A 25,078-nucleotide genomic window follows, 5' to 3' on the forward strand; every position below is an offset into this window, starting at 1 on the left:
ACGCGCTTGTTGGCGGCGGCCAGGGCCGGGCTTTCGGGCAGCGCAGCAAAGGCGCGCACTGCCGCCAGCTGCTGACCGACCAGCGCCAGGCGCTGTGGGCGCAGCGCCAGCACGGCATCGACCTCTTGCGCGCTGTAGCCCTGCTCGCGCAGGTTGCCCGCCAGGCGGTCGTAGATGAACTCGGCCAGTTGCGCCGAGGCATCCTGAATCTTGTCACCGAATGCGGGCACGGCACTGGCCAGCAGCGCTTGCAAATCCAGCGGCAGGTCTTTCTCGACCAGCATGCGGATCACGCCCAGCGCGTGGCGGCGCAGCGCAAACGGATCGCGGTCGCCTGTGGGCAGGTTGCCAATGCCGAACATGCCCACCAGCGTTTCGAGCTTGTCGGCCAGCGCCACCACCACGCCCGCCAGGTTGCGCGGCAGGCTGTCTCCGGCAAAGCGCGGTTTGTAGTGGTCTTCGATGGCGTCGGCAATCGTCTCGCCCAGGCCGTCGTTGAGCGCGTAGTAGCGGCCCATGGTGCCTTGCAGCTCGGGGAACTCGCCCACCATGTCGGTCACGAGGTCGGTCTTGGCCAGTTGGGCGGCCAGGTCGGCGTCCTGCACCAGCTTGGCATCGCCCAGTTGCGTGGCAATGGCTTTGGCAATCGCGCGCACGCGCTCCACGCGCTCGCCTTGCGTGCCCAGCTTGTTGTGGTAGACCACCTTGCCCAGGCCATCGACGCGCGAGGCCAGCGTTTTCTTGCGATCCTGGTCGAAGAAGAACTTGGCATCGGCCAGGCGCGGGCGCACCACGCGCTCGTTGCCGCCGGTCACAAAGCTGGTGTCTTCGGGGCTGATGTTGCTCACTACCAGGAATTGGTTGGTCAGCTTGCCCGCAGCGTCGAGCAGCGGGAAGTATTTTTGATTGGCCTTCATCGTGAGGATGAGGCACTCCTGCGGCACGTCGAGAAACTCTGGCTCAAAAGCGCAGATGAGCACGTTGGGGCGCTCGACCAGCGCGGTGACTTCGTCCAGCAGCGCATCGTCTTCGATGGGGCGGGCGCCGCTACCCACCTGGGCTGCGGCGGCCTGCAACTGGCGGGCAATCTCGGCCTTGCGCTCGGTGAACGAGGCGATCACGGCGCCCTGCGTGCGCAGCTGCCCGGCATAGCTGTCGGCATCCTGGAGCACTACGGGCGAGACGGCAGCCTCGAAACGGTGGCCCTGGGTGGCGTTGCCTGCCGTCAAGCCCAGCGTCTGCACGGGCACCACGTCGCTGCCGTGCAGTGCCACCAGCCCGTGCGCGGGGCGCACAAAGCTCACACTGCTCCAGCCTGGCATGTCACAGCCTGCGGCGAGCTGGTAGCGCATCACCTTGGGGATGGGCAGTTTGGCCACGGCCTCGTCCAGCGCTTTTTGCAGGCCCTCGGCCAACGTGGCGCCGCGCACAGTGCTGTGGTGGAACAGAGCCTCTGCCTTGCCATCGGGGGCGCGTTGCAGCGCGGCCACGGCAGCGGCGGGGTCGGACACATCGGCCCCGAGCGCGGCCAGCTTTTTCAGCAATGCGGGGGTGGCGTTGCCTGCGGCGTCCAGGCCCACGGCCACGGGCATGAGTTTTTGCGACTGGGCCTTGTCAGCGGCCTGCGGTGCCACGGCGCTGATGTGTGCAGCCAGGCGGCGCGGCGATGCGTAAGCGGTGAGCACAGCGTCCGGCGCGGCCAGCCCCTGGGCCTGCAACTGTGCCAGCAACACGCCAGCGAAGGCGTCGCCCAGTTTTTGCAGCGCCTTCGGGGGCAGCTCTTCAACAAACAGTTCAACCAGCAAATTCGGATGGGTCATGGTGTTTCTCTTGCGTCGCCTCAGGCTGCTTTTTTCTGTTGCTGCTGGGCCTTGTCCAGTTCGGCCAGCACCTCCTCGGCCCAGGCCCGGGGCGCCATCGGAAAGCCCAGGCGGGCGCGGCTGTCAAGGTAGCTCTTGGCCACGGCGCGTGCCAGGTTGCGGATGCGGCCAATGTAGGCAGCGCGCTCGGTCACGCTGATGGCGCCGCGCGCGTCCAGCAAGTTAAAGCTGTGCGCAGCCTTCAAAACCTGCTCGTAGGCGGGCAGGGCCAGTTGCTCTTGCATCAGGTGCTGGGCCTGCTTTTCGTGGGCGTTGAAGGCGGTAAACAGAAAATCGGCGTCCGAGTGCTCAAAGTTGTAGGTGGACTGCTCGACCTCGTTTTGCTTGTACACATCGCCGTAGGTCAGCTTGGTGCCGTCAGCGCCTTCCGTCCAGGTCAGGTTGTAGACGTTGTCCACGCCTTGCAGGTACATGGCCAGGCGCTCCAGGCCATACGTGATTTCGCCCGTGGCGGGCTTGCAGTCGATGCCGCCCACCTGCTGGAAATAGGTGAACTGCGTCACTTCCATGCCGTTGAGCCAGACTTCCCAGCCCAGGCCCCAGGCGCCTAGCGTGGGGTTTTCCCAGTCGTCTTCCACGAAGCGGATGTCGTTCTTTTTCAGATCGAAGCCCAGCGCCTCCAGGCTGCCCAGGTACAGCTCCAGGATGTTGGCGGGTGCGGGCTTCAAAACCACCTGGAACTGGTAGTAATGCTGCAAGCGGTTGGGGTTTTCGCCATAGCGGCCATCCTTGGGGCGGCGGCTGGGCTGCACGTAGGCAGCCTTCCAGGGCTCAGGGCCGATGGCGCGCAAAAACGTCGCGGTGTGCGACGTACCGGCGCCCACTTCCATGTCGTAGGGCTGTAAAAGCGCGCAGCCCTGGGCATCCCAGTAGGACTGCAGCTTCAAGATGATTTGCTGGAAGGTCAACATGGCTTTGAGAGGCACTCTGGCAGGGCCAGGGCCTGGCAATAAGAAAGGGTAGAAAGACGCGCGCTGGCAATGCCAGCCCACGTACAGCCCCTGATTTTAGGGTGCAGGTGGCACGCCGACCGATTGCGCAGCCCCCCAGCAACAAAGGCCAGCGCCCTTTGGGGGTGCTGGCCTTGTCAAATGGCAGGCGCCAGGCAGGTTGCCCCCGGGCCTTCTGGCAGAAGATCAATATTCCCAGAAGATGCGTTGCAACTCTTTGCTGTCATTGGTTTTGGTCAGTGCGACCATGGCCAGGATGCGGGCCTTTTGGGGACGCAGGTCGTGGGCAACCACCCAATCGTATTTGTCATCGGGCTGCTCGGCGTTGCGCAGCACAAAGCCATCGGGCACACGGGCCGAGCGCACGATCTGCACACCCTGGGCACGCAGGGCCTTGAGCGAATCCACCGCCTGCGCGGCCACCGAGCCGTTGCCAGTGCCTGCATGCACCAGCGCTTTGACGCCCGCTTTGCCATAGGCTTCGATGCCGGTGGTGTTCATGTTGCTGTAGCCATACACGATGTCCACGGCAGGCAGGGCCTTGATGTCGTCAATGTTGAATTCGGAATTCATGGTGTGGCGCTTGACCGGGGCGCGGAACCAGTAGTTCTTGCCCTCTACCACCATGCCCAGCGGCCCCCACTGGCTCTTGAAGGCCTCGGTCTTGATGTTGATGGTTTTGCTCACATCACGGCCACTTTGGATCTCGTCGTTCATGGTGACCAACACGCCCTTGCCCGCCGCGTCCTTGCTGGCGGCCACGCTCACGGCGTCATACAGGTTCAGGGCGCCGTCTGCCGACAGGGCCGTGCCAGGCCGCATCGATCCCACCACCACAATCGGCTTGGTGGTGTGAACCACCAGGCTCAGAAAGTAGGCAGTTTCTTCCAGGGTATCGGTGCCGTGGGTGATGACGATGCCGTCCACATCGGGCTGCTTGCTCAGGGCAGATACGCGCTGGCCCAGCTTGAGCAGATGCTCGTTGGTAAAGCTCTCGGAGGCGATCTGAAACACCTGTTCACCCGAGACTTTGGCCACGCTGCTCAACTCGGGCAAGCCCGCCAGCAGCTTGTCCACAGGCACTTTGGCGGCAGCATAGGTGGCACTGTTGGCCGCCGATGCACCCGCACCGGCAATGGTGCCGCCAGTGGCCAGCACCACCACATGGGGTTGGGCCGCCTGGGCCATGGCCACAGCAGACAGGGCCGACAGCACGACGCCAGCGAACCAGCGACGGGAGATGGGGGAGGAAATGTGCATGAGTGAGCTTTCCGAAGGATGGATCAGAACCCGCTGATGAAGCGGATTAGCCGCACCTGCTTTTTGGGCAGATACACCATCTTATGGGTAATTGGCACACAGTTAAATCAAACATTTACTGAAATCTTGCAAAAAATTTCCCCCTGAATGTTTTGCGCGCCACCGATGGAAAAAGCAAAAAGCCTGCCTGCGCAATGACACGCAGGCAGGCTTTGGCAGGGAGAACGGGGCGCGGGTTTAGCAGTCCCAGCGGCGCAGTACCAGGCTGGCGTTGGTGCCGCCAAAGCCGAAGCTGTTGGACAGGGCCGTGCGAATGGGCGCATCCACCGTCTGGCGCACCAGCGGCATGCCTTCGGCGGCGGGCTCCAGCGTTTCGATGTTGGCCGAGCCGGCAATAAAGCCCTGCTGCAACATCAACAGGCAGTAAATGGCCTCTTGCACGCCCGTGGCACCCAGCGAATGGCCAGTGAGCGACTTGGTGGACGAAAAGCGCGGAATGGCATCGCCAAATACTTCGCGGATGGCGCGCAACTCGGGCACATCACCCACGGGCGTGGAAGTGCCATGGGTGTTGATGTAGTCAATGGGCTCGTTTACCGTGGCGATGGCTTGGCGCATGCAGGCCACGGCGCCGTCGCCCGAGGGCGCGACCATGTCGGCACCATCGGAAGTAGCGCCAAAACCGATCACCTCGCCCAAAATGGTGGCACCGCGCGCCAGGGCGTGGTCCAGACTCTCGAGCACCACGGCACCGCCGCCGCCCGAGAGCACAAAGCCGTCACGGTGGGCGTCGTAGGCGCGCGATGCTTTTTCAGGCGTGGCGTTGTAGGCGCTGGACATGGCGCCCATGGCGTCAAACAGCAGGCCCATGCCCCAGGTGACTTCTTCGCCGCCACCGGCAAACATCACGTCCTGCATGCCCCAGGCAATTTGCTGGGCCGCTGCGCCAATGCAGTGCGCCGAGGTGCTGCACGCCGAGGTGATGGAGTAGTTGATGCCCTTGATGGCGAAGTTGGTGGACAGGCAGGCCGACACCGTCGAACTCATGCAGCGCGTGACCTGGTAAGGCCCCACGCGGCGAATGCCCTTGCTGCGCAGAATGTCAGCCGCTTCAATCTGGTTGGCTGGCGAACCGCCGCCCGAGCCCATGATGAGGCCGGTGCGCGGGTTCGACACCTGGGCTGGCGTCAGGCCCGAGGCGGCAATGGCATCGGCCAACGCAATGTGCGCGTAGGCTGCTGCATCGCCCATGAAGCGCAGTTGCTTGCGGTCAATACGCTCTTCGAGGTTGATTTGCGGCACACCCGCCACCTGGCTGCGCATGCCCAGCTCGGTGAACTGCGGCATGGCGCGGATGCCCGAGCGGCTCTCGCGCAGGGCCTGGGTGACGGTGGCGTTGTCGTTGCCAATGCACGAGACGATGCCCGTGCCGGTGATGACGACCCGTTTCATGCTGCGGCTCCTTGTGCTGCGCCGTCTTCCTCGCGTTTGAACAAGCCCACACGCAGGTCGTTGGCCACGTAAATTTCTTTGCCATCGGCCAGCAGGCGCGCATCACCAATGGCCATGCACAGCTTGCGTTTGATGACGCGCTTGATGTCGATCTCGTAGGTGACCAGCTTCACGTCCGGGCCCACTTCGCCGGTGAACTTGACCTCGCCCGCACCCAGTGCACGACCCCGGCCCGGCAGTTGCAGCCAGGTCAAATAGAAGCCAATGAGCTGCCACATGGCATCCAGCCCCAGGCAGCCCGGCATCACCGGATCGCCCTGGAAGTGGCAGGCAAAGAACCACAGGTCGGGCTTGACATCCAGCTCGGCGCGGATTTTGCCCAGGCCGTGGGCACCACCATCGGCGTCGATGTGCGTGATGCGGTCGAACATCAGCATGGGCGGCAGCGGCAGACGCCCGCTGTCCGGGCTGAACAGCCGGCCCTCGCCCGAGGCGATCAATTGGTCGTAGGAAAAGGAATCTGCCATTTTCAGTCGTGCTCCAGAACGGCGGCCGGGCCACCTCGATTTTTCACAGCCTGCGCCGGGCGCAAGCAATCACAGCCGCCTATTATCAAGGCACTGGGCGCACCCGGCGATAGCAAGCGCCCCTATGGCAGCGCGGCCTCGGGTGCGCCCCATGACCTGGATCAAGCAGCCCAGCACCTGCCAGACCGCGCACTGCGCACCTCAGTGCCGCCCCTGGCGACGCAGCACCCACGCTGCCAAGACCACCCCAGCGCCAAAAATCCACAGCGGCCACAGGCCAAACCGCGACACCCAGGCCGCATACGGTGTGATGGCGCCGCTGCGCCCTTGCACCTGCCCCGTGAGCACGCCGCGCGTGGCGCGCGCCAGCTGGTGCGTGACCACGCCGCGGTGGTCGATGATGGCCGTGGCGCCGGTGTTGGTGGCGCGCACCATGGGGCGCTCGAATTCAAGGGCGCGCATGCGGCTGATGCTCAGGTGCTGGTCGATGGCCACGCTGTCGCCAAACCAGCCGATGTTGCTCAGGTTGACGAACACCGTGGGCGCCTGGGCCGGGTCGGCAAAACGCGCGCCCAGCTCTTCACCAAACAGGTCTTCGTAGCAGATGTTGGGTGCGATGCGCTCGCCGCGCCACACAAAGGGCGTCTGGCGCAGACTGCCCCGGTGGAAGTCGCCCAGGGGAATGTTCATCAACTCGGTAAACCAGCGAAACAGCGGCGGTATGAACTCGCCAAATGGCACCAGGTGGTGTTTGTCGTAGCGGTAGGGCGCGCTCTGGCCCGGGCGCCAGCCCTGCACGGAGTTGGTATAGCCCTGCTCCAGATCGCCCAGGGGCATGCCTACCAGCGCGGCCTGTCCGCCCTGGGTGTAGCGCTGCGCGATGGCCTCCAGGTAGCCCGGCATGAGCTGCTGGGGCAGCAGCGGGATGGCCGTTTCGGGTGCCACCACCAGCTGCGCCTGCGCGCTGTGCAGTTGCTCGGCATACCAGCGCAGCGCCAGGGGCACACCGCTGCCGGGCTGGAATTTCTCATCCTGCGGGATGTTGCCTTGCAGCAGCGCCAGGCTCAGGGCGGGCGTGGGCGCCGATGCCGGGGCACCGCATTGTTCGATGGCGCAGTGGCGCTGCCAGGCCAGTGCGCCCAACCCGGCCAGCAGCGCGGCGGCCAGCGCCCAGGCACGGGGGCTGCGCACATCGCTGCGGCGCACCTGGGCCAGCAGCATGGCCAGCATGGCGGCCACGCTGCTGATGCCGTACACACCCACGGTGCGCGCCAATGCAGCCAGCGGCCCATCGACATGGGCGTAACCGCTGGCGCCCCACGGAAAGCCCGTCCACCAGGTGCCGCGCGCCAATTCGGCCAGCAGCCAAAGCGCTCCGAAAACAATAGCTGCTCGCGCACGACCAGCGGGCGCCAGAGCCGCAAAAAGCCCTAAAACCAGGGCGTAATAACTGGCCAGAAACACCGCCAGACCCAGCACCGCCAGCACTGCCAGCGGCGCCGCCAGACCGCCATAGGTGTGCATGGAGATGAACAGCCACCAGAACACGCCCACCAGCCAGGCCGTGGCAAACACCCCGCCCAGTGCGGCTGCACGCCGCCAGGGTGTGGCAGGGCGCACCAGCCAGGCCAGCGCGGCCAAAGACAGCCACTGCAGCCCGCCTTGCGGCGCACCGCTGCCCGGCAACGCCAGCGACGCCGCCTGCGCCAGCCCGGCCAGCAGCGCCAGCGCCCAGTGCCAGCGCGCAGCGCGCGGCGCGCTGATGGCCACGGATGTGGATGGCGCGGTCACAGGGGCCAGTGCCGGCGCGGATGCGGTGGCCAACGCCATCAGCCCGCCAGCGGGGTGTCGGCGTGGGTAGCGCCCGCGTCTGGCGCGGGAGCGGCCACCTTGAACCAGCGCACCGCACCGCCCTTGGTGTGCAGCACCACCCATTGCAGGCCGCACAGTTGCAATTGCTCGCCGCGCTTGGGCACGTGGCCCACTTCATGGGCCACCAGGCCACCGATGGTGTCAAAGGACAGGTCGGGATCGCTGCCCACGATGGCCACGCCCAGGGCCTCGGCCACACGCTCGATGGGCGCATCGCCGCGCACGCGGTAGGTCTGGTCGCCCATGGGCAGGATGTCGCCCTCGTCCTCGGGCAGATCGAATTCGTCCTCGATTTCACCGACGATCTCTTCCAGCACATCCTCGATGGTGGCCAGCCCGGCCACGCGGCCAAACTCGTCAATGACGATGGCCATGTGGTTGCGGTTGCTGCGAAAGTCGCGCAGCAAATCGTTGAGCGCTTTGGTTTCGGGCACAAAAGTGGCCGGGCGCAGCAAAGAGCGCACCGGCAGCCCCGGCGTGCGTTGCAGCTTGAGCAGGTCTTTGGCTATCAGAATACCGATGATGTTCTCGCGCTCGCCCTCGTACACCGGAAAGCGCGAATGCGCGGTGCTGATGACCACTTGCAGCAGCGCATCGAGCGGGGCGTCGATGTGCAGCATGTCCATGCGCGGGGTGGGCACCATCACGTCGCCCACGGTCAGGTCAGACAGGTGCAGGATGCGCTCCATCATGGTGCGCGCTTCGGGGTCGATGACAGCGTTGTCTTGCGCATCGGCCAGCACCCCGATCAGCTCGGCCCGCGAGTCGGGGCCGGGGTGGATGAATTCGACGACTTTTTGCAGAAAAGTGCGCTTGTCTTCTCTGTCAGGAAGGCGCGCGGGGGAGGGGTCTGACACAGCCTTGGGTGCAGGACGTGCGGTAGTGAAACGGGCGTCTAGGATACCGGATTGCTGTGGCAATACGCCGCCAGCGCCCCGCCCGCGCTGCCCCGGCGCAGGCAAGCCACCCGGGCCTGCCTGTGTTCACTGCTTCTTTATTCAGCAGACTGGTGGCGCGCGGCGCGCACGCCCTGGCGCACCTCTTGCACGCCTGCCAGAAAGTCCCAGAACTGCTTGGCCTGCTTTTTCAGGCGGTAGTCCATCTCGGCCCACTGCTGCTCGACGATTTCGCTCACGCGCGAGTCCAGGTTGGCGGGCGGCAGGGCCAGGTAGGCCTCGGACTCGGAACCATCGCGCTCAACCGTGGCACCGGCGTTGCGGGCAATCTTGAGCATGGCCGTGTTCTCGGACAGCGCATGGATGAACACCATGTGAACGCCCTCATTGCGCGCATGCATGATGGCGCGATCGAACAGGCGAGCACCCAGACCACGGCCGCGCGCCTTGCCCAGCACCGACACGCCAAACTCGGCGCACTGGCTGTGCTCGGGGTGCTCGGCAAACGCCAGGTGGGCCATGGCCACCAGCTCCAGGCGCCGGTTATAGACGCCAAAAATTTCATCGCGCTCAAAGTCCAGCTGGGCCACGTAGCGGCGAATCTGGTCGTCGTTGGCGGCGTAGCCAAAGCGCAGGTAGCGGTCGGCGGGGGGCAATGCCAGCAGGTGGGCCGCAATGCGATCGCGGTACGTGGCACCCAGAGAACGGATGGGAACCACCACCGGAACCCTGGGGGCGTGGTGGGGAAGGGCATCGCCGGTTTCCCGGTCGCTCACTGGGCGCAGCAGATCAATGCCAGCACCCCAGGATGCCCTGAGCCAGTCTTTGGTTGGGATCATGGGAGCAACTCTAAGGGTTTTCCCTTAACTCGCCAAGCTTTTTTTGTTGCACTGCAACAAATTAGGGAAAATACCCGGTTCCTGAATGAAATCAGGCGCTTACGTGTAAAGGGGCCACTGCGCGCGGCCCGGAGGCGGTGCTACACCGGCACAGCGGTGGTGGTTTTGACGCGGTCCAGCACAAAGCTGGTCTTGCAGTCCTGCACGCTGGGGTGCTTGAGCAGGGTGTCCATGATGAAGCGGCTGTAGTGCGCCATGTCCTGTACCACCACGCGCAGCAGGTAGTCCATCTCGCCGGTCAGGGCGGCGCATTCGACCACCTCGGGCCAGGTCTGCACGCTCGCGCGGAACAAGTCCATGGGGTTGCGCTTGTGGCTTTCGGTGTTTTTTTCCAGGCGCACGTTGAGGTAAGCCGTCAGCCCCAGACCCACGGCCTCGGGAGTGACCAGGGCCACGTAGCGGTCGATCACGCCCGTCTCTTCCAACCGCTTGACCCGGCGCAGCACCGCACTGGGCGACAAACCCACCTGCGCACCGATCACGTCATAGGTTTCGCGGCCATTGTCTTGCAGGCGGCGCAAGATGGCTTTGTCCAGCTTGTCCAGGGCTTGGGGGGCGTTCATGGCGGCCCATTTTACGAAGCACTTTGGCACAGCCAGAAAGCGGCAAAAAAATCATGCTTCAAAACATAATTTTTCACATCTTTCCTGCAAAAGAGCACCTGTAAAGCCATTGTTTTTCCAAAAAACTGCTGTAACACGCGCCTACAGTGCATACCTTGTGCGCCACACGCACCGACCCACTACCACCGGAGACACCATGAACGCCACGTTGCCCACCCACCCCCCGCAAGACACTGCCGCCTGGGACAACCCCATGGGCACCGACGGCTTCGAGTTCATCGAATACGCCGCCCCCGACCCCGCCGCCATGGGCCGCGTGTTCGAGAGCATGGGCTTCCAGGCCGTGGCCCGCCACCGCCACAAAAACGTGACCCTGTACCGCCAGGGCACTATCAACTTCATCATCAACGCCGAGCCCGACAGCTTTGCCCAGCGCTTTGCACGCCTGCACGGCCCCAGCGTCTGCGCCATTGCGTTCCGCGTCCACGACGCCAAGGCCGCCTACGAGCGCGCCATCAACCTGGGCGCCTGGGGCTACGCGGGCAAAGCCGGCCCGGGCGAGCTGAACATTCCTGCCATCAAGGGCATTGGCGACAGCCTGATTTACCTGGTAGACCGCTGGCGCGGCAAAAACGGTGCGCAGCCCGGCGACATCGGCAACATCGGCTTTTTTGATGTGGACTTCGAGGCCCTGCCCGGCCTGAGCGCCGAACAAGCCCTGCACCCCTTCGGCCATGGCCTGACCTACATCGACCACCTCACGCACAACGTCCACCGGGGCCGCATGGCGGAGTGGGCCAGCTTTTACGAGCGCCTGTTCAACTTCCGCGAGATCAAATACTTCGACATCGAAGGCCAGGTCACGGGCGTCAAGAGCAAGGCCATGACCAGCCCCTGCGGCAAGATCCGCATCCCCATCAACGAAGAAGGCAAAGACAAGCCCGGCCAGATCCAGGAATATTTGGACATGTACAACGGCGAGGGCATACAGCACATCGCCATGGGCTCGGACGACCTGTATGCCACGGTGGACAAGCTGCGCGCCAGCGGCGTGCGCCTGCTGGACACCCCCGACACCTACTACGAACTGGTGGAAAAACGCATCCCTGGCCACGGCGAGCCACTGGCCGCCCTGCGCGAGCGCAAAATCCTCATCGACGGCAAGAAAGATGCGCTGCTGCTGCAAATTTTCAGCGAGAACCAGCTCGGCCCCATCTTCTTCGAGTTCATCCAGCGCAAGGGCGACGATGGCTTTGGCAACGGCAACTTCAAGGCGCTGTTCGAGTCGATTGAACTCGACCAGATTCGCCGTGGCGTGCTGCAAGCGCCCACCAGCGCCTGATGCCCATGCGGGCCACCAGAGCCCGCGCCCGCCACCGCAGGCTGTTGCGCTGCGGTGGCTTCGCAGAAAAAAAGGAGACTCCCATGGCCGTCGAACCCGTCGTCTATGGCGCCAGCGAACGCCCACCGCGTGGCGACTACGCCCGCGCTGGTGCCGACTACACCTGTGCGCAAGACTTTGCCCGCTACACCAGCGCCGACCACGACACCTACCGGCGCCTGTACGAGCGCCAGTCGGCCCTGCTGCCCGGGCTGGCCAGCGATGCGTTCATCGCCGCCCTGCCCTCGCTGGGCGCCCAAGACCGCATCCCGCGCTTTGAAGAAATCAACGAGCGCCTGTACCGCGCCACGCGCTGGGAGATCGTGGCCGTGCCGGGGCTGATTCCCGAGGTGCCTTTTTTCACGCTGCTGGCCAACCGCAAATTTCCGGTGACCGACTGGATTCGCACGCCCGAAGAGTTCGATTACATCGTCGAGCCCGACATTTTTCACGACCTGTTTGGCCATGTGCCGCTGCTGTTCAACCCGGTGTTTGCCGACTATGTGCAGCGCTACGGCCAAGGCGGCCTGAAGGCGCAGGGCCTGGGCGCCTGCGAGCTGCTGTCGCGCCTGTACTGGTACACCATTGAGTTCGGCCTGATCCGCCAAAGCGACGGTTTGCGCGCCTACGGTGCGGGCATCCTCAGCTCGGCGGGGGAGCTGGCGTACTCGGTGCAAAGCCCCGCGCCCCAGCGCCTGCCGCTGCAACTGGAACGCACCATGCGCACGCGCTACAAGATCGACACCTACCAGCAGACCTACTTCGTCATCGACAGCTTTGAGCAGCTTTTTGACATGACCGCCGCCGACTTTGCCCCGGTGTACGAGCGCGTGCGGGCACTGCCCGAGTACGCAGCCGACCAGCGCGACAGCGCCTGAAAATTTCAACTGTTTTGGGCCTCCAGCGCCCGGCTGGTGTGCGCTGGCAGCTACTCAAACAGTAGCAAAGAGCCCTGCCGCGCCCTGGGCAGCGGCTCAGTCCAGCGCTTGCAGGCAGGCCTGCATGACCTGGGGGTGGCTGGCCATCTGCATGTGGCCTACGCCGCCGATCAAGCGGTGGTGCGCACCGGGCAGCGCCGCCGTGCTGGCCGGAAAAACAATGTTGTCGCAGTTGGAATACCAGCAGGTGAACAACGCCGCGCGCTGGGGCGGCTCCTGGCGCTGCAACTGCGCCAGCCAATCGCTGTGCAGGCGCATCTGCTGGCCGTTGGGCGCCCGGCTGTAGCGCCCCCACCAGGTGCCCGCGTGCGGTGTGCCCAGGGTGATGGCGCCGTGGATGCGGGCATCGGCCTGGGCGTCGGTCTGCGCCGCTGCCCGCAGCCAGGCGCGCGCGGCCAGCCCGCCCATGCTGTGGCCAATCAGCACCGGCGGCTGCCCGGTGGCCTCGGTGACGCGGCGCACGGCCGCTTCGATCTGCGCCACGTAGCCGTCGATGGGGCCGAACACCGGCTCCAGGTTCACCGCCACAAAAGCGTGGCCACCGGCGCGCAGCGGCGCCATCCAGGGCAACCACACGCCCCGGTTGCACAAAAACCCGTGTACCAGCACCACGCCGCGCCGGCCCGTGGGCGTGGCAGGCAGCCAGTCGGGGCAGCTGGCACTGCGAAACGGCTGGCGCCAGCAAAACACCACCAGCATGGCCCCGGCCTCGGCCCACCAGGCGCGCAGCAGTGCGGGCCAGCGCGCGCGGGGGGCGGCATCCTCGCGGTTGATGCGGTGCATGCAGACAAACTGCGTGCCAATCACCAGCGCATGGCACAACCCGGCCCACGCCAGCCCCGCCAGCGCCCACGCAGGCGACTGCGGCCACACCCGCCAACACCACCAGGCCAGGCCCGCGATGAGCGACAACGTCCAGAACTGCTGCAAGCGGGCGATCATGGTGGTGGCCATCCTTCAAAAACTGCATTGTGCAACCGGGGCGCCAGCACCCAGCCCCGGCACACCGACCCGCGCACGGCACACCATACTGGGGCAAGCCCGCTGGCGCGCGCGGGCCCATTGCTTGAACAATAGGGGGCCTGCGCCCGGGTGCAGGCGATGGCCGCAGAGCCACCCACCGGCGGACTGTTTCACCCGGTGGCCTGCACGCCCGCCCGAATCACTCCTTATTTGATAGCTAATGGCGCACACCACACGGGGCCTACCGCCCGAAATCACTGTATTGGAACGCGGCTGGCTGTCGGCCAACCACATCGTCTTTCGCGGCAAACACTCGGGCACCGCCGTGGTCGATACCGGCTACTGCGCCCATGCCGCGCAAACCGTGGCGCTGCTGGCCAGCGCGCTGGAGGGGCGCGCACTGGAGCGCATCCTCAACACCCACCTGCACAGCGACCACTGCGGCGGCAATGCCGCGCTGCAAGCGCACTGGCCCGGAGCGCACACCAGCATCCCGCCCGGCCAAGCCGCGCACGTACACCACTGGGACGCCTACGCCCTGAGCTACACCCCCACCGGCCAGGAGTGCCCGCCGTTCCGCGCCGATGCGCTCTTGCAGCCGGGCACCGAGGTGGTGCTGGGCGATGTGCCCTGGCAAATCCACGCCGCGCCGGGGCACGACACGCACGCCATCGTGCTGTTCGAGCCACACGCGCGCGTCCTGATCTCGGGCGATGCGCTGTGGGAGAACGGCTTTGGCGTGGTCTTTCCCGAACTGGAGGGCGAAGCGGCCTTTGCCGAAGTGGCCGCCACGCTCGACCTGATCGAGCGCCTGGGGCCACGCACCGTCATTCCGGGCCACGGCGCCGTGTTTACCGACACGCCCCGGGCGCTGGAAGTCGCGCGCCGCAGGCTCGACGGCTTTGCGCGCACGCCGGCCAAACACGCGCTGTACGCGGCCAAGGTGCTGCTGAAATACAAGCTGCTGGAGTGGCAACAGATCTCGCTGACCGACCTGAGCGCCTGGGCCAGCGCCACGCCCTACTTCGGCCTGCTGCACCAGCGCTATTTTGGCGATCAGGCCCTCACCGCCTGGCTGCACAGCCTGGCCGACGACCTGGTGCGCTCGGGCGCCGCCACACGCCAGGGCGAGCTGCTGCACAACGCATAGACCCGCACGCGGCAGGCGCCCGGGCCGGGGCTTCTATGATGGATGCCACCGTTAGCCACCAAGGAGCGCCGATGTCCACGCTGATCTCCACCGCCCAAGGCGCCCGCGCGCCCCACCCGGCATGAATACCGTGTTCGACCCGCTGCGCCTGTCCACCGTGTCGCTGGACGTAGCCGTGGCCCAGCGTGGCACCCCGCAAGACATAGCGCAGCGCCAGCGCACCCGGCTGGCTCTGCTGATGGAGACGACCCTGCGCGGCTCGCGCCTGTACCAGCGGCTGTGGCCAGCGGGCACCACAGCCCACACCCCGCTACAGCAGCTGCCCGTGGTCACGCGCGCGCAACTGATGGCGGATTTTTCCGGCTGGGTGACCGACCCCCGCCTGAAGCTCGATGCGTTGCAGGCTTTCACCGCCGACCCTGCGCGCATCGGCCAGCCCTGGCTGGGGCGCTACCTGGTGTGGGAAAGCTCGGGCACCAGCGGCCAGCCCGGCATCTTTGTGCAAGACGCCCAGACCATGGCCGTGTACGACGCCCTGGAGGCCCTGCGCCGCAGCCCGCCGCCCAAGCCCCCGCCGCCCTGGTGGAACCCGCTGGGCATGACCGATCGCACCGCCTTCATCGGCGCGCTGGACGGGCACTTTGCCAGCTACGTCTCGGTGCTGCGGCTGTGCGCCATCAACCCCTGGCTGGCGTGCAGCACGCGCAGCTTTTCGATCATGGAGCCGTTATCGGCATTGGTGCAGGCGCTCAATGCGTTTGGCCCCACCGTCATCGCCACCTACCCCACGGCAGCAACCCTGCTGGCCGACGAGGCCCTGCGCGGCACCCTGCACATCGCCCCGCGCGAAATCTGGACAGGGGGCGAGTGCCTGGGCAGCGCCGCCCGCACACACATTGCCCGCCACCTGAAAGGCGCCGTGCGCAACAGCTACGGCGCCTCGGAGTTTCTGGCCATGGGCTGGGAATGCGCGCACGGCCAGATGCACCTGAACGCCGATTGGGTGATTCTGGAGCCCGTGGATGAGCACCACCGGCCCGTGCCCGCAGGCCAGCCCTCGCACAGTGTGCTGCTGACCAACCTGGCCAACACCGTGCAGCCGCTGATCCGCTACGAGCTGGGCGACCACGTCACGCTGCACGCCGAGCGCTGCACCTGCGGCTCACCCCTGCCCGTGATCGAAGTGCAGGGCCGCCACGACGAACCCCTGGTGCTGGCGGGCAGCAACGGCGAGAGCGTGACGCTGCTGCCCCTGGCGCTATCGACCGTGATGGAAGATTGCGCCGGGGTGTTTGACTTTTACCTGTGCCAGATCGATGACCGCACGCTGGAACTGCACCTGCCACTGGAGGGCGCAGCCGGAGAACGCGCCCTGGTGCGCAGCCGCGCCGCGCTGCAAGCGTTTGCCACGGCCATGGGCGCTGCCCCCATCGAGGTGTGCGTTCTGCTGGGCCAGAGCGTGCCGCGCGGGCGCAGCGGCAAGGCCTGCCGCATCGTGGCGGCACCGCAGGGCTGAGGGCGCGCCCGCCCAGGCGCACCGCAGGCTGCTCAGGGCAGGTCTTTGTTGACCTCGGCCAGGGCGCCATCGCGCGGGCCGACCACGCCCAGGCGGCTTCTCAAAGACTGGGGCTGGCCCGTGAGGATGGCGGCGTAGTTGGTGGTGTTGGCCAGCACCTTCTTGACGTAATCGCGCGTCTCGGTGAAGGGCACGTTTTCGGCCCAGATGGCGGCGTCCAGCACCGGGCCATTGCGCCAGTTGCGCGGGCGCCCCGGGCCGGCGTTGTAGGCAGCGGCGGCCATGGGCATGGAGCCGGCAAAGTCGTCCAGCGCCAGCTTGAGGTAGGCCGTGCCGATGGTGATGTTGGTGTCGCGGTCGTTGATCTGCTCGGGGGTGAAGCCGTTCAGGCCGATTTTCTTGGCCGTCCAGCGCGCCGTGGCGGGCATCACCTGCATCAACCCCGAAGCGCCCACGCCCGAGCGCGCATCCATGATGAAGCGGCTCTCCTGGCGGATCAGGCCGTACACATAGGCCGGGTCCAGCCCGATGCCCTGGCTGCGCGCCACCACGGCGCTCTGGAACGGCATGGGGTAGCGCTGGCCAAAGTCCATCACGGCGCGGGTGCGCTCGCTGGTGTTGATGCAGCGGTCCCAGACTTCGCGCTGGCAGGCCAGGTCGGCAGCGGCCAGCAACTCGCGGTCGGCCATGCCACCGGGCGCGTGCAGGTTGGTGGCGTAGTTCCACTCGCGCGTGCCTTCGCTGCGCAGGCCAGCGGCAATGGCGTACAGCGCCCGGTTCAGCGACGGGTTGGCGCGGGCAGCGGCTTTTTCTTGCGCCGTCAGCGGCGCGGGCGCGGGCGGCACGGTGATGCGCTGGCCCAGGTCTTCCAGGGCCAGCTGCTCGTAAAAACCGCGCGGGCTGGCAATGCCTTCCAGCAGGCTGCGGGCACGGGTGCGATCGGCCTCGCTGGGCTGGCCCGCCAGCAGGGCGCGCGCCTCCCAGTAGGCCCAGGTGCTGTCCTGGCGCGTGGGCTCGCTCATGGCCTCGATGGCGCGGCGCACGGTGCGCCACTGCCCGGCGCGCAGGGCGCTGCGCACCTTCCAGCCCAGCAGGTCGTCGTTCAAGTCCTGGTCTTTGCCGACTTTGTTGAAATACCCCTGCGCGGAAGGCGACAGGCGCAGCGCTGCCTGCTTGCCGATCACGCCCCAGACCCAGTGGCGCTCTTCTGCACTCAGATGCACGCCCCATTTGTTCTCCAGCAGCTCGGCGGCGACATCGGGGTCACTGGCGGCCTGGCGGATCAGGGCCAGCACCACCAGCTCCTGGCGCTGGCGCGTGGGGGCTGTGGCGCGGGCGCGCAGGAACTGGGCGGGCTTGTCGTGCAGCTCGGCCACCTGGTTGAGCACCTCGGGCGCCACGATGGCCACGGCATTGCGCACCGCGCGGGGGCGGTTGGCCTCGGCGCTCAGGCGCGCCTCGCGCCACACGTCCAGCGCCGACAACTGGCGCGCGGCAAAAAATTCGCCCGCAGCGTGGGTGCAGCCGTCGTCGGCATCGCGCAGGCCGTTCCAGTGGCGCAGCACCTCTTGCGCCGCACCCTCGGGCGAGGTGCCGCGCACCAGGTCGATGGCCAGCGCGTAGCAGCGCACTTCGCGGTCGTCGGACATGCGGTACTGCGGATGCTGCTCGGCAAAGCGGGCCCAGTCGCGGCGCTGGCCCAGCAGCAGCAGCCAGTCGTTGCGCAGCCGGTCTTCCTGGTAGGTGCCCGCAAAGCGCTGCAAAAAGCCGGTGATTTCAGCGGGCTGCGCCTCTTCCAGGCGCACACGCAGTTCCCAATAAGCGGCCCAGGGCTCCAGCACATGGCCGCGCGCCAGGGGCAGCAGCTGCGTGAGCTTGCGGCTGTCTTTCTTGCGAAACGCCTGCTGCATTTCTTTGATGACATCGTCGCCTTGGGCAGGCGGCTGCGTGCTGGCGTTGGCGCCCGCAGGCAAGGCGGTAGCGACCTGGGTTTGTGCAGCGGCGGGCAGCGCCGCGCAGGCCAGCAGCGCGCTGGCGGCCAGGGGTGTCAGAATCTTGGGCAATTGCATGGGGGAATTATGTGATGGACAAAGCAGCCCTGCGCCGCACTCTGGTTGAACAACGCCTCAATCTGCCTGACCGCCTGGAACGCGCTGACCTGCTACAGCGGGTGATGCGCATCTGGCTCATCCACCGGCCCGATGCCGTGATTGGCGCCTACTGGCCCATCAAGGGGGAGTTCGATCCGCTGCCCGCCCTGCACCGCTGGAAGGAAGACGGCGAACTGCTGGACGAACCCCAGCGCCGCCGCATCGGCCTGCCGGTGGTGAACAAACAGCACAAAACGCTCACCTTCCACGCCTGGTACCCGGGCTGCGAGATGGAAGCAGATGCCTACGGCATCCCCAAGCCCAAAGACACCGAGCTGATCGTGCCCACGCTCTTGTTTGTGCCCTGCGTGGGCTATGGGCCGGGCGGCTACCGGCTGGGCTACGGCGGCGGTTTTTACGACCGTACCCTGGCGACGTTGCAGCCACGCCCCTTCACCGTGGGGCTGGGCTACACGCACGGCTACCTCGACGAGTTCGAACCCGAGCCGCACGACCTGCCGCTGGACGCCATCCTCAACGACAACGGCGTGGTCTGGCCCATTTGAGCCACCAACCTGGCCGTGGTGCCCGCCCATGCCGCTAGCATGGTGGACTCACTTTTTTTGCGTCCCATCGACAGGTGCCCACCATGCTCCAACTGTATATCGGCAATAAAAACTACTCGTCCTGGTCCATGCGCCCCTGGGTGCTGCTGCGCCAGGCCGGGATCGCCTTCAACGAAGTGTTCGTACGCTTTGACAGCTTTGATGCCAGCTCCGAGTTCAAACGCGCACTGGGCCCCGTCAGCCCCACCGGCAAGGTGCCCGTGCTGGTGGACGGCGACCTGATCGTCTGGGATACGCTGGCCATTGCCGAGTACGTGGCAGAAACCTGGGCCGACAAGCAACTCTGGCCCGCAGCCCCCCAGACCCGCGCGCGCGCCCGCAGCGTCTGCGCGGAAATGCACAGCGGCTTCACCGCCCTGCGCAGCCACTGCCCCATGAACATCGAGGCCGATTTGGCCCACGCCGGCGCGTTGATCTGGCGCGACCAGCCTGGCGTGCGCGCCGATGTGCAGCGGCTGGTGCAGATGTGGAGCGCCCTGCTGCAAGAGCACGGCGGCCCGATGTTGTTTGGCGAGTTCTCCATCGCCGACGCCTACTTTGCCCCCGTGTGCATGCGCCTGCACAGCTACGCCCTGCCCCTGCCAGCCCACATCGCCGCCTACGTGCAGCGCGTGCGCGAGTTGCCCGGCGTGAAAGCCTGGATCGATGAGGCCCTGGCCGAGCAGGACTTTCTGGACTTTGAAGAACCCTACCGCCTGCAACCCACACAAGGCTGAACCGCACCATGGCCGTCACCATCTCCCTGCGCTACGTGCTCAACCCCCGCAAGCTCCAAGAATTTGAGCACTACGGAAAACTGTGGATTGCGCTGGTCGAAAAATTCGGCGGCCAGCACCACGGCTACTTCATGCCCAGCGAGGGCGCCAACAACATCGCCCTCGCCCTGTTCACTTTTGACAGCCTCGCGGCCTACGAGGTGTACCGCCAGCAGTCGATGCAGGACGCGGCCTGCCAAGCCGCGTTCCGCTATGCCGAAGAAACCGACTGCATCGTCAGCTACGAACGCAGCTTTTTCAGGCCGGTGTTTTCTTGAAAAGCCCCTGGCCCCGCATCAGGCCAGGGGCCAGAAACGATCACCGTACCGCAAAACGGCCGCAGGCTTGCGCCACCCACATGCGCGGACTACCTGAACTGCTTGCGCAGATACGGCTTGTGCCGGGCAATGTGCGCCAGTTGCACCGGGGCGATGGTGCCGCCCAGGTCTTCGTCTTCGGTGTTGAGCACGCGGTTGGCGTTGGCCAGGGCGCGCGCCACCACCTCGGCCTCGCTCACGCCCAGCTGCGCGGCCAAATCCATGGCCACCTGGCGCATGGCGCGCTGCGACAGCATCCACATGGCGCCAAACGCATCCCAGGCGCTGGCCGCTTCCAGGGCTTTGCTGCGGTCGGCCAGGATGTCGGTCAAAGGCTTGGCCAGCACCTCCTCCAGCGCCACCACCTTGGCTTGCAGGGCATCGAACTGGGCCTCGCGCGCCAGGGCCTGGGCGGCGGCGTTGGCAGCGGCGTCGGGCGCAGGCGGAATCGGCACGCTGCCATCGGGGTTCAACTGGGCAATGGTGAGGGAGCGGGACAAGGACATGCGAAGGATTTTGCCAGCGCCTACACTGCCGCCCATGAAAATCTACATGGTTGGCGGCGCGGTGCGCGACCGCCTGTTGGGCCGCCCGGTCAATGACCACGACTGGGTGGTGGTGGGCGCCACGCCCGAAGACATGGTGGCGCGCGGCTACCTGCCCGTGGGGCGCGACTTTCCGGTGTTTTTGCACCCGCACACGCGCGAGGAATACGCCCTGGCCCGCACCGAGCGCAAAACCGGGCGCGGCTACCGGGGCTTTGTCATCCAGACCTCGCCCGACGTGACGCTGGAAGAAGACCTGGCGCGGCGCGATCTCACTATCAATGCGATAGCTGTCAGCGCAGACCCAGCGGGCCTCGAAGGCCATTTCGACCCTTATGGCGGCGCCCGCGATCTGCACAACAAGGTGTTGCGCCACGTCACCGATGCCTTTCGCGAAGACCCGGTGCGCATCCTGCGCGTGGCGCGTTTTGCCGCGCGCTTTACCGACTTCACCGTGGCGCCGGAAACCATGCAGCTCATGCGCGAGATGGTGCAGCACGGCGAGGCCGACCACCTGGTGGCCGAGCGCGTCTGGCAGGAACTCTCACGCGGGCTGATGGAGGCGCAGCCCTCGCGCATGTTCGAGGTGCTGCGCGAATGCGGCGCGCTGGCCGTGGTGCTGCCCGAGGTGAACCGCCTGTGGGGCGTGCCCCAGCGCGCCGAGTACCACCCCGAAATCGACACCGGCATCCACCTGATGATGGTGCTGGACATGGCCGCGCGGCTAGAGGCGCCGCTGGCCGTGCGCTTTGCCTGCCTCACGCACGACCTGGGCAAGGGCACGACGCCGCCCGATGTGCTGCCGCGCCACATCGGCCACGAGCAGCGCAGCGCCAGACTGCTCAAGGCACTGGCCGGGCGCCTGCGCGTGCCCACCGACTGCCGCGAGCTGGCCGACGTGGTGGCCCGCGAGCACGGCAACATCCACCGCAGCAGCGACCTCCAAGCCGCCGCCCTGGTGCGCCTGCTGGAGCGCTGCGACGCCATCCGCAAACCCGCGCGCTTTGATGGGGTTTTGCTGGCCTGCGAATGCGACGCGCGCGGGCGCCTGCACTTCGAGGAATCCGCCTACCCGCAGCGCCCACGGCTGAATGCTGCACTGGCGGCGGTGCAGTCGGTTGCTACCAGTGTGATAGCTGATCGCGCAGCAGCGGCGGGCGTTACAGGCCAAAAAGTGGGTGAATGGATACACGCGGCCCGGGTGCAGGCCGTAGCGGCCTGGCCGGGCCTGGCCGCCGCAGACAACGCCTGATTACAGCGCTGCGCGCACCCAGCGCACGATGTCAGCCGCCCCCAGTGCGCCCGAGATGCGCGCCACCTCGCTGCCGCCTTTGAACAGCACCATCGTCGGAATGCTGCGGATGTGGTGGGGCGCCGCCACCTGCGGGTGCGCCTCGGTATCGAGCTTGGCCAGGCGCACCTGCGGCTCCAGTTGCTGTGCGGCCTGGGCAAACGCCGGGGCCATCTGGCGGCACGGCCCGCACCAGGGCGCCCAAAAATCGACCAGCACCGGGATATGGCTGCGCCCGGTGTGCTTGGCAAACGTGGCCGCATCCAGCGCCAGCGGCTCGCCGGTGAACAGCGGGCGGTGGCAACTGCCGCAGTCGGGGTTGCTGTGCAACTGCGCAGCCTGCACGCGGTTGGTGGTGTGGCAGTGCGGGCAAACGATGTGCAAGGCTTCGGTCATGGGGTGCTTTCAAAAAAGGCAATGCGCCAGACATCGGGCCATGCAGGCCCGAATTCAAGCCGCAGGCCCCCCACCCAGCCACCTGCCAGCGCGCCTGCCACAGCACAAAAGCTACAAAAAAGAGAGCTGCCAGCGCATATCCAGCAAGGCGGAGAGGCCGGTTTGCTTATAGCTCCAGAGCACTACCACCACTTGACCGCCAAACTCAGCACCAGGCTCAACAGCACGGTGCTGGCCAGCGGAATAAACCAATCGCGGCCAAACAGGCGAAAGTGAAAATCCCCCGGCAGCCGCCCCAGCCCCAGTTTGCGCAGCCAGGGCGCCAGGCCGTTGATCAGCACTAGCGCCAGAAAAATCACGATCAGCCAGCGGATCATGGCGCGCCTCGGACGGCTTGGCCGCTCATAAGCGGTGGGTACGGTCGCCGTGGGTAAAACCCACCGCATCCCAGGGCTGGCCCTTGCACAGCGCCAACACCTTGAACAGCTCGCCCATCTCGTGCTCCATGATCAATTTGGCCGCCAGCGCCCGGCCAGCCAGCGGTTCTAGCTCCATTTTTGCTAGCAAACCGCAGTTGATCAAAAAGTGCGCCTGCGTGGTGTAGCCCAGCACGCTCCACGCCTGGTCGGGGGGCAGGGGCTGGTCTTGCGCGGCCAGCGCCATGGCGGTGAAGTTGACGTGGGCGGTGATGTCTTTCAGGCCCACATCCAGCAGCGGGTTGTCGTCGGCCTGGTGCGCGCGGTGGCACATCACCGTGCCCATGTGGCGCTGGGGGTGGTAGTACTCGCCCTCGCCAAAGCCGTAGTCGATGAAGAAGGCCGCGCCGCGCACCAGCCGGTCGCCCAGGGTGTGGATGAAGGCTTCGGCCTGCGGGTGGATTTCGGTCAGGTAGTCGTGCGGGCCGTCAATGTCCAGGGGCGGGCGCAGGTCGGTGGGGCGGTCTTGCCAGGCGAAGGCACCTTGCGCGTCCAGCACCACGCCGCGCTCATGCCAGACGCCGCCTTGTGCGCCGCCGTGGCGCGCGATCAGCTGCACGGGCATGGCGTCCAGCACCTCGTTGCCGACGATGACGCCTTCCATCTGCGCGGGCAGCGCGTCCAGCCAGCGCACTTTGTGCGCGTGCGCCGCCAGCAGCGCCTGCTGGCGCGCGCGCAGGCTGCCCGACAGATCGACGATGGTGTAGCGCTGCACCTGGTCACCCAGCGCATCGAGCAATTGCAGCGCCAGCGCGCCCGAGCCCGCACCAAACTCCCAGACCTCGTGCGTGCCGGTGTGCGCCAGGGCATCGGCCACCTGCGCGGCCAGCGTCTGGCCAAACAGCGGCGTGAGCTCGGGCGCGGTCACAAAGTCGCTGCCCGACTGGGGCATGGCGCCAAACTTGGGTAGCGCGCCGGCGTAGTAGCCCATGCCCGGCGCGTACAGGGCCAGCTGCATGAAGCGGTCAAAGCCGATCCAGCCGCCAGATGATGCAATGGCCTGCGCGATGTGGGCGTGCAGGGCGCTCGTTAAACTTGTTGGTTCTGTTGTCACGGCCCGCATTGTCCCCGAATGTCCTCCCCCTCCTGCCCCCGCCCCCGCACCGTGTTGGTCACGGGCGCCGCCCGGCGCCTGGGCCGCCAGATTGCCCTGACGCTGGCAGCGGGCGGCTGGCAGGTGGCCGTGCACTACCGCGCGTCCACCCAGGATGCTATTGAAACCGTAGCTGCTTGCGCAAGCCTGTCGGGCGCCAGTGCCCATTTTGAAGCAGATTTTTCTGACGAAGCCGCCGTGCGTGCGCTGCTGCCGCGCGTGGTGGCGCACTTTGGTGCTGTGGACGCCGTGGTCAACAGCGCCTCGCTGTTCGAGCACGACGACGCGGCCAGCTTCGGCTTTGCCACGCTGGAGCAGCACCTGCGCAGCAACACCGGCGCGCCCATCGTGCTGGCGCAGGCGCTGCACGCCCACCTGCAGGCCCGCGCCGCTGCGGGCGAGGCAGATGCGCAAGGCGCCGTGGTCAACCTGCTCGACCAGAAGCTGTGGAACCAGAACCCCGATTTTTTGAGCTACACGCTCTCCAAAGCCGCGCTGGAGGCCGCTGGCACCATGCTGGCCATGGCGCTGGCGCCGCGCGTGCGCGTGGTGGGCGTGGCGCCGGGCCTGACCCTGACCAGCCACCTGCTGAGCGACGAAAAATTCCAGCAACTGCACCGCCTGAGTCCGCTGGGGCGCTCGTCCACCCCCGAAGACGTGGCCAGCGCCGTGCAGTTTGCGCTGGCCAACCGCGCCCTGACGGGCACCACACTGCTGGTCGATGGCGGCCAGCACCTGATGAAGTTTGAGCGCGATTTTTCGCTGATGTGAGCGTGCCGTGGTGCGCTGCGGTGATCGCCGGTGGCAGCGCTGGCGCTTTTTTGGATACGACCCAGGCCAACGCCTGCCCCTTTTTTGCTTTTGGTTTTTGATATGACCCACGTTGCAGGTACCCAGATCCTCACGCTCACCGGTTTGCGCTTTGACGCCAACCTGGGCATCCTCGCGCACGAAAAAAGCGCGCCCCAGCCCATCCAGGTCGATGCCGAGCTGAGCCTGGGCGTGCAGCCCCTGGCGCCGCGCGACGACGACATCGCGCACGTGCTGGACTACCGCAAAGTGCGCCAGATCATCATCGACGAGTGCACCGCCGAGCACGTCAACCTGCTGGAGAGCCTGATCGGCAAACTGGCCCAGCGGCTGATGCAACTGCCCGGCGTGCGCGGCGTGCGCGTGAAAATCGCCAAACTGGAAATTTTTGACGACTGCGAAGTCGCCATCCGCATGGAAACCGGACAGTGG

General features: G+C 66.3%; 25 protein-coding genes. 10 read left to right on the forward strand and 15 right to left on the reverse strand.

The genetic code is table 11. From position 1 onward, the window contains the following. From glyS to PHX69_RS05790, 9 genes are all read right to left on the reverse strand, one after another. Positions 1-1,820, reverse strand: a 1,820-nt coding sequence (gene glyS, locus PHX69_RS05750; protein ID WP_288042777.1) for a glycine--tRNA ligase subunit beta, incomplete at its 3' end; no start/stop codon positions are given. Between the two features lie 20 nt (positions 1,821-1,840). Continuing rightward, on the reverse strand, positions 1,841-2,791 hold the full coding sequence (glyQ, locus tag PHX69_RS05755; RefSeq protein ID WP_288042778.1) for a glycine--tRNA ligase subunit alpha: 951 nt from the start codon (positions 2,789-2,791) through the stop codon (positions 1,841-1,843). A gap of 225 nt (positions 2,792-3,016) precedes the next feature. Continuing rightward, complete coding sequence (locus PHX69_RS05760; protein WP_119013647.1) at positions 3,017-4,090, reverse strand: type II asparaginase; 1,074 nt, start codon at positions 4,088-4,090, stop codon at positions 3,017-3,019. Between the two features lie 237 nt (positions 4,091-4,327). After that, the gene (gene fabB, locus PHX69_RS05765; protein WP_288042779.1) at positions 4,328-5,542 is read right to left on the reverse strand and encodes a beta-ketoacyl-ACP synthase I; all 1,215 of its coding nucleotides are present in this window, start codon (positions 5,540-5,542) and stop codon (positions 4,328-4,330) included. Continuing rightward, the gene (gene fabA, locus PHX69_RS05770) at positions 5,539-6,069 is read right to left on the reverse strand and encodes a 3-hydroxyacyl-[acyl-carrier-protein] dehydratase FabA (protein ID WP_119013645.1); all 531 of its coding nucleotides are present in this window, start codon (positions 6,067-6,069) and stop codon (positions 5,539-5,541) included. Before fabA ends, fabB begins: the two co-directional genes overlap by 4 nt. Positions 6,070-6,270: 201 nt before the next feature. Continuing rightward, complete coding sequence (lnt, locus tag PHX69_RS05775; protein WP_502958480.1) at positions 6,271-7,899, reverse strand: apolipoprotein N-acyltransferase; 1,629 nt, start codon at positions 7,897-7,899, stop codon at positions 6,271-6,273. Then, on the reverse strand, positions 7,899-8,798 hold the full coding sequence (locus PHX69_RS05780; RefSeq protein ID WP_288042780.1) for a CorC family transporter: 900 nt from the start codon (positions 8,796-8,798) through the stop codon (positions 7,899-7,901). Before PHX69_RS05780 ends, lnt begins: the two co-directional genes overlap by 1 nt. A 137-nt stretch (positions 8,799-8,935) precedes the next feature. Next, positions 8,936-9,676 (reverse strand): GNAT family N-acetyltransferase, encoded by a 741-nt coding sequence (locus PHX69_RS05785; RefSeq protein WP_119013642.1) that lies wholly within the window; start codon positions 9,674-9,676, stop codon positions 8,936-8,938. Positions 9,677-9,816: 140 nt separating this feature from the next. Beyond that, positions 9,817-10,299: an Lrp/AsnC family transcriptional regulator gene (locus PHX69_RS05790; protein WP_119013641.1), complete on the reverse strand. Its 483-nt coding sequence runs from the start codon at positions 10,297-10,299 to the stop codon at positions 9,817-9,819. Positions 10,300-10,495: 196 nt separating this feature from the next. On the opposite strand from PHX69_RS05790, the gene hppD reads away from it, so the two are divergent. Together hppD and phhA are read left to right on the forward strand one after the other, a co-directional pair. After that, complete coding sequence (gene hppD / locus PHX69_RS05795) at positions 10,496-11,641, forward strand: 4-hydroxyphenylpyruvate dioxygenase (protein ID WP_288042781.1); 1,146 nt, start codon at positions 10,496-10,498, stop codon at positions 11,639-11,641. Between the two features lie 83 nt (positions 11,642-11,724). Next, the gene (phhA, locus tag PHX69_RS05800) at positions 11,725-12,558 is read left to right on the forward strand and encodes a phenylalanine 4-monooxygenase (RefSeq protein ID WP_119013640.1); all 834 of its coding nucleotides are present in this window, start codon (positions 11,725-11,727) and stop codon (positions 12,556-12,558) included. 96 nt (positions 12,559-12,654) lie between these two features. Here the strand turns inward: phhA and PHX69_RS05805 are convergent, their stop codons facing one another. Continuing rightward, complete coding sequence (locus PHX69_RS05805; protein WP_288042782.1) at positions 12,655-13,560, reverse strand: esterase/lipase family protein; 906 nt, start codon at positions 13,558-13,560, stop codon at positions 12,655-12,657. Between the two features lie 241 nt (positions 13,561-13,801). Here PHX69_RS05805 and PHX69_RS05810 point away from each other — a divergent pair, with 241 nt between their 5' ends. Next, complete coding sequence (locus tag PHX69_RS05810; protein WP_288042783.1) at positions 13,802-14,731, forward strand: MBL fold metallo-hydrolase; 930 nt, start codon at positions 13,802-13,804, stop codon at positions 14,729-14,731. A gap of 121 nt (positions 14,732-14,852) precedes the next feature. Further along, positions 14,853-16,247, forward strand: coding sequence for a phenylacetate--CoA ligase family protein (locus tag PHX69_RS05815; protein WP_288042784.1), 1,395 nt, complete (start codon positions 14,853-14,855; stop codon positions 16,245-16,247). A gap of 32 nt (positions 16,248-16,279) precedes the next feature. On the opposite strand, the gene PHX69_RS05820 is transcribed toward PHX69_RS05815, so the two are convergent. Next, positions 16,280-18,316, reverse strand: a complete 2,037-nt coding sequence (locus tag PHX69_RS05820) for a lytic transglycosylase domain-containing protein (protein WP_288042785.1) — start codon at positions 18,314-18,316, stop codon at positions 16,280-16,282. Positions 18,317-18,330: 14 nt separating this feature from the next. Here PHX69_RS05820 and PHX69_RS05825 point away from each other — a divergent pair, with 14 nt between their 5' ends. The 3 genes from PHX69_RS05825 (at position 18,331) to PHX69_RS05835 (ending at position 19,996) form a co-directional block, all read left to right on the forward strand. After that, positions 18,331-18,903 (forward strand): 5-formyltetrahydrofolate cyclo-ligase, encoded by a 573-nt coding sequence (locus tag PHX69_RS05825; protein ID WP_119013636.1) that lies wholly within the window; start codon positions 18,331-18,333, stop codon positions 18,901-18,903. A gap of 83 nt (positions 18,904-18,986) precedes the next feature. After that, on the forward strand, positions 18,987-19,679 hold the full coding sequence (locus tag PHX69_RS05830; protein ID WP_119013635.1) for a glutathione S-transferase family protein: 693 nt from the start codon (positions 18,987-18,989) through the stop codon (positions 19,677-19,679). 8 nt (positions 19,680-19,687) lie between these two features. Beyond that, positions 19,688-19,996, forward strand: coding sequence for an NIPSNAP family protein (locus tag PHX69_RS05835; protein WP_119013634.1), 309 nt, complete (start codon positions 19,688-19,690; stop codon positions 19,994-19,996). Between the two features lie 89 nt (positions 19,997-20,085). On the opposite strand, the gene PHX69_RS05840 is transcribed toward PHX69_RS05835, so the two are convergent. Then, positions 20,086-20,541, reverse strand: coding sequence for a hypothetical protein (locus PHX69_RS05840; RefSeq protein WP_288042786.1), 456 nt, complete (start codon positions 20,539-20,541; stop codon positions 20,086-20,088). A 34-nt stretch (positions 20,542-20,575) separates the two neighbouring features. On the opposite strand from PHX69_RS05840, the gene PHX69_RS05845 reads away from it, so the two are divergent. Beyond that, complete coding sequence (locus PHX69_RS05845; protein WP_288042787.1) at positions 20,576-21,832, forward strand: multifunctional CCA addition/repair protein; 1,257 nt, start codon at positions 20,576-20,578, stop codon at positions 21,830-21,832. Here the strand turns inward: PHX69_RS05845 and trxC are convergent, their stop codons facing one another. The 3 genes from trxC to PHX69_RS05860 all read right to left on the reverse strand — a co-directional run bounded on the left by trxC (position 21,833) and on the right by PHX69_RS05860 (position 23,806). Beyond that, entirely contained in the window at positions 21,833-22,267 is a 435-nt protein-coding gene (gene trxC / locus PHX69_RS05850) for a thioredoxin TrxC (RefSeq protein ID WP_288042788.1), read from the reverse strand. A 182-nt stretch (positions 22,268-22,449) separates the two neighbouring features. After that, entirely contained in the window at positions 22,450-22,644 is a 195-nt protein-coding gene (locus tag PHX69_RS05855) for a DUF2905 domain-containing protein (protein ID WP_119013631.1), read from the reverse strand. A 25-nt stretch (positions 22,645-22,669) separates the two neighbouring features. Further along, positions 22,670-23,806, reverse strand: a complete 1,137-nt coding sequence (locus PHX69_RS05860; RefSeq protein WP_288042790.1) for a class I SAM-dependent methyltransferase — start codon at positions 23,804-23,806, stop codon at positions 22,670-22,672. A gap of 9 nt (positions 23,807-23,815) precedes the next feature. On the opposite strand from PHX69_RS05860, the gene PHX69_RS05865 reads away from it, so the two are divergent. Both PHX69_RS05865 and PHX69_RS05870 read left to right on the forward strand, forming a co-directional pair. Beyond that, positions 23,816-24,607 carry an SDR family oxidoreductase gene (locus PHX69_RS05865; protein ID WP_288042791.1) on the forward strand — a complete coding sequence of 264 codons (792 nt, stop codon included), beginning with the start codon at positions 23,816-23,818 and terminating at the stop codon, positions 24,605-24,607. A gap of 102 nt (positions 24,608-24,709) precedes the next feature. Continuing rightward, a partial coding sequence (locus tag PHX69_RS05870; protein ID WP_119013628.1) for a dihydroneopterin aldolase occupies positions 24,710-25,078 on the forward strand: 369 nt, incomplete at its 3' end.

It is taken from the genome of Simplicispira sp., assembly GCF_028687295.1.
GTDB lineage: Bacteria > Pseudomonadota > Gammaproteobacteria > Burkholderiales > Burkholderiaceae_C > Simplicispira > Simplicispira metamorpha.

Excerpts from the sequence above, each read along its gene's own strand:
- PHX69_RS05815 (WP_288042784.1), top strand. The coding sequence starts at position 14,853 with ATGAATACCGTGTTCGACCCGCTGCGCCTGTCCACCGTGTCGCTGGAC.
- PHX69_RS05790 (WP_119013641.1), bottom strand. The coding sequence starts at position 10,299 with ATGAACGCCCCCCAAGCCCTGGACAAGCTGGACAAAGCCATCTTGCGC.
- PHX69_RS05855 (WP_119013631.1), bottom strand. The coding sequence starts at position 22,644 with ATGATCCGCTGGCTGATCGTGATTTTTCTGGCGCTAGTGCTGATCAAC.
- glyQ (WP_288042778.1), bottom strand. The coding sequence starts at position 2,791 with ATGTTGACCTTCCAGCAAATCATCTTGAAGCTGCAGTCCTACTGGGAT.
- trxC (WP_288042788.1), bottom strand. The coding sequence starts at position 22,267 with ATGACCGAAGCCTTGCACATCGTTTGCCCGCACTGCCACACCACCAAC.
- PHX69_RS05865 (WP_288042791.1), top strand. The coding sequence starts at position 23,816 with ATGTCCTCCCCCTCCTGCCCCCGCCCCCGCACCGTGTTGGTCACGGGC.
- PHX69_RS05820 (WP_288042785.1), bottom strand. The coding sequence starts at position 18,316 with ATGCAATTGCCCAAGATTCTGACACCCCTGGCCGCCAGCGCGCTGCTG.
- PHX69_RS05825 (WP_119013636.1), top strand. The coding sequence starts at position 18,331 with ATGGACAAAGCAGCCCTGCGCCGCACTCTGGTTGAACAACGCCTCAAT.
- phhA (WP_119013640.1), top strand. The coding sequence starts at position 11,725 with ATGGCCGTCGAACCCGTCGTCTATGGCGCCAGCGAACGCCCACCGCGT.
- PHX69_RS05840 (WP_288042786.1), bottom strand. The coding sequence starts at position 20,541 with ATGTCCTTGTCCCGCTCCCTCACCATTGCCCAGTTGAACCCCGATGGC.
- PHX69_RS05760 (WP_119013647.1), bottom strand. The coding sequence starts at position 4,090 with ATGCACATTTCCTCCCCCATCTCCCGTCGCTGGTTCGCTGGCGTCGTG.
- fabB (WP_288042779.1), bottom strand. The coding sequence starts at position 5,542 with ATGAAACGGGTCGTCATCACCGGCACGGGCATCGTCTCGTGCATTGGC.
- PHX69_RS05845 (WP_288042787.1), top strand. The coding sequence starts at position 20,576 with ATGAAAATCTACATGGTTGGCGGCGCGGTGCGCGACCGCCTGTTGGGC.
- PHX69_RS05785 (WP_119013642.1), bottom strand. The coding sequence starts at position 9,676 with ATGATCCCAACCAAAGACTGGCTCAGGGCATCCTGGGGTGCTGGCATT.
- hppD (WP_288042781.1), top strand. The coding sequence starts at position 10,496 with ATGAACGCCACGTTGCCCACCCACCCCCCGCAAGACACTGCCGCCTGG.
- lnt (WP_502958480.1), bottom strand. The coding sequence starts at position 7,899 with ATGGCGTTGGCCACCGCATCCGCGCCGGCACTGGCCCCTGTGACCGCG.
- PHX69_RS05835 (WP_119013634.1), top strand. The coding sequence starts at position 19,688 with ATGGCCGTCACCATCTCCCTGCGCTACGTGCTCAACCCCCGCAAGCTC.
- PHX69_RS05805 (WP_288042782.1), bottom strand. The coding sequence starts at position 13,560 with ATGATCGCCCGCTTGCAGCAGTTCTGGACGTTGTCGCTCATCGCGGGC.
- PHX69_RS05860 (WP_288042790.1), bottom strand. The coding sequence starts at position 23,806 with ATGCGGGCCGTGACAACAGAACCAACAAGTTTAACGAGCGCCCTGCAC.
- PHX69_RS05830 (WP_119013635.1), top strand. The coding sequence starts at position 18,987 with ATGCTCCAACTGTATATCGGCAATAAAAACTACTCGTCCTGGTCCATG.
- PHX69_RS05810 (WP_288042783.1), top strand. The coding sequence starts at position 13,802 with ATGGCGCACACCACACGGGGCCTACCGCCCGAAATCACTGTATTGGAA.
- fabA (WP_119013645.1), bottom strand. The coding sequence starts at position 6,069 with ATGGCAGATTCCTTTTCCTACGACCAATTGATCGCCTCGGGCGAGGGC.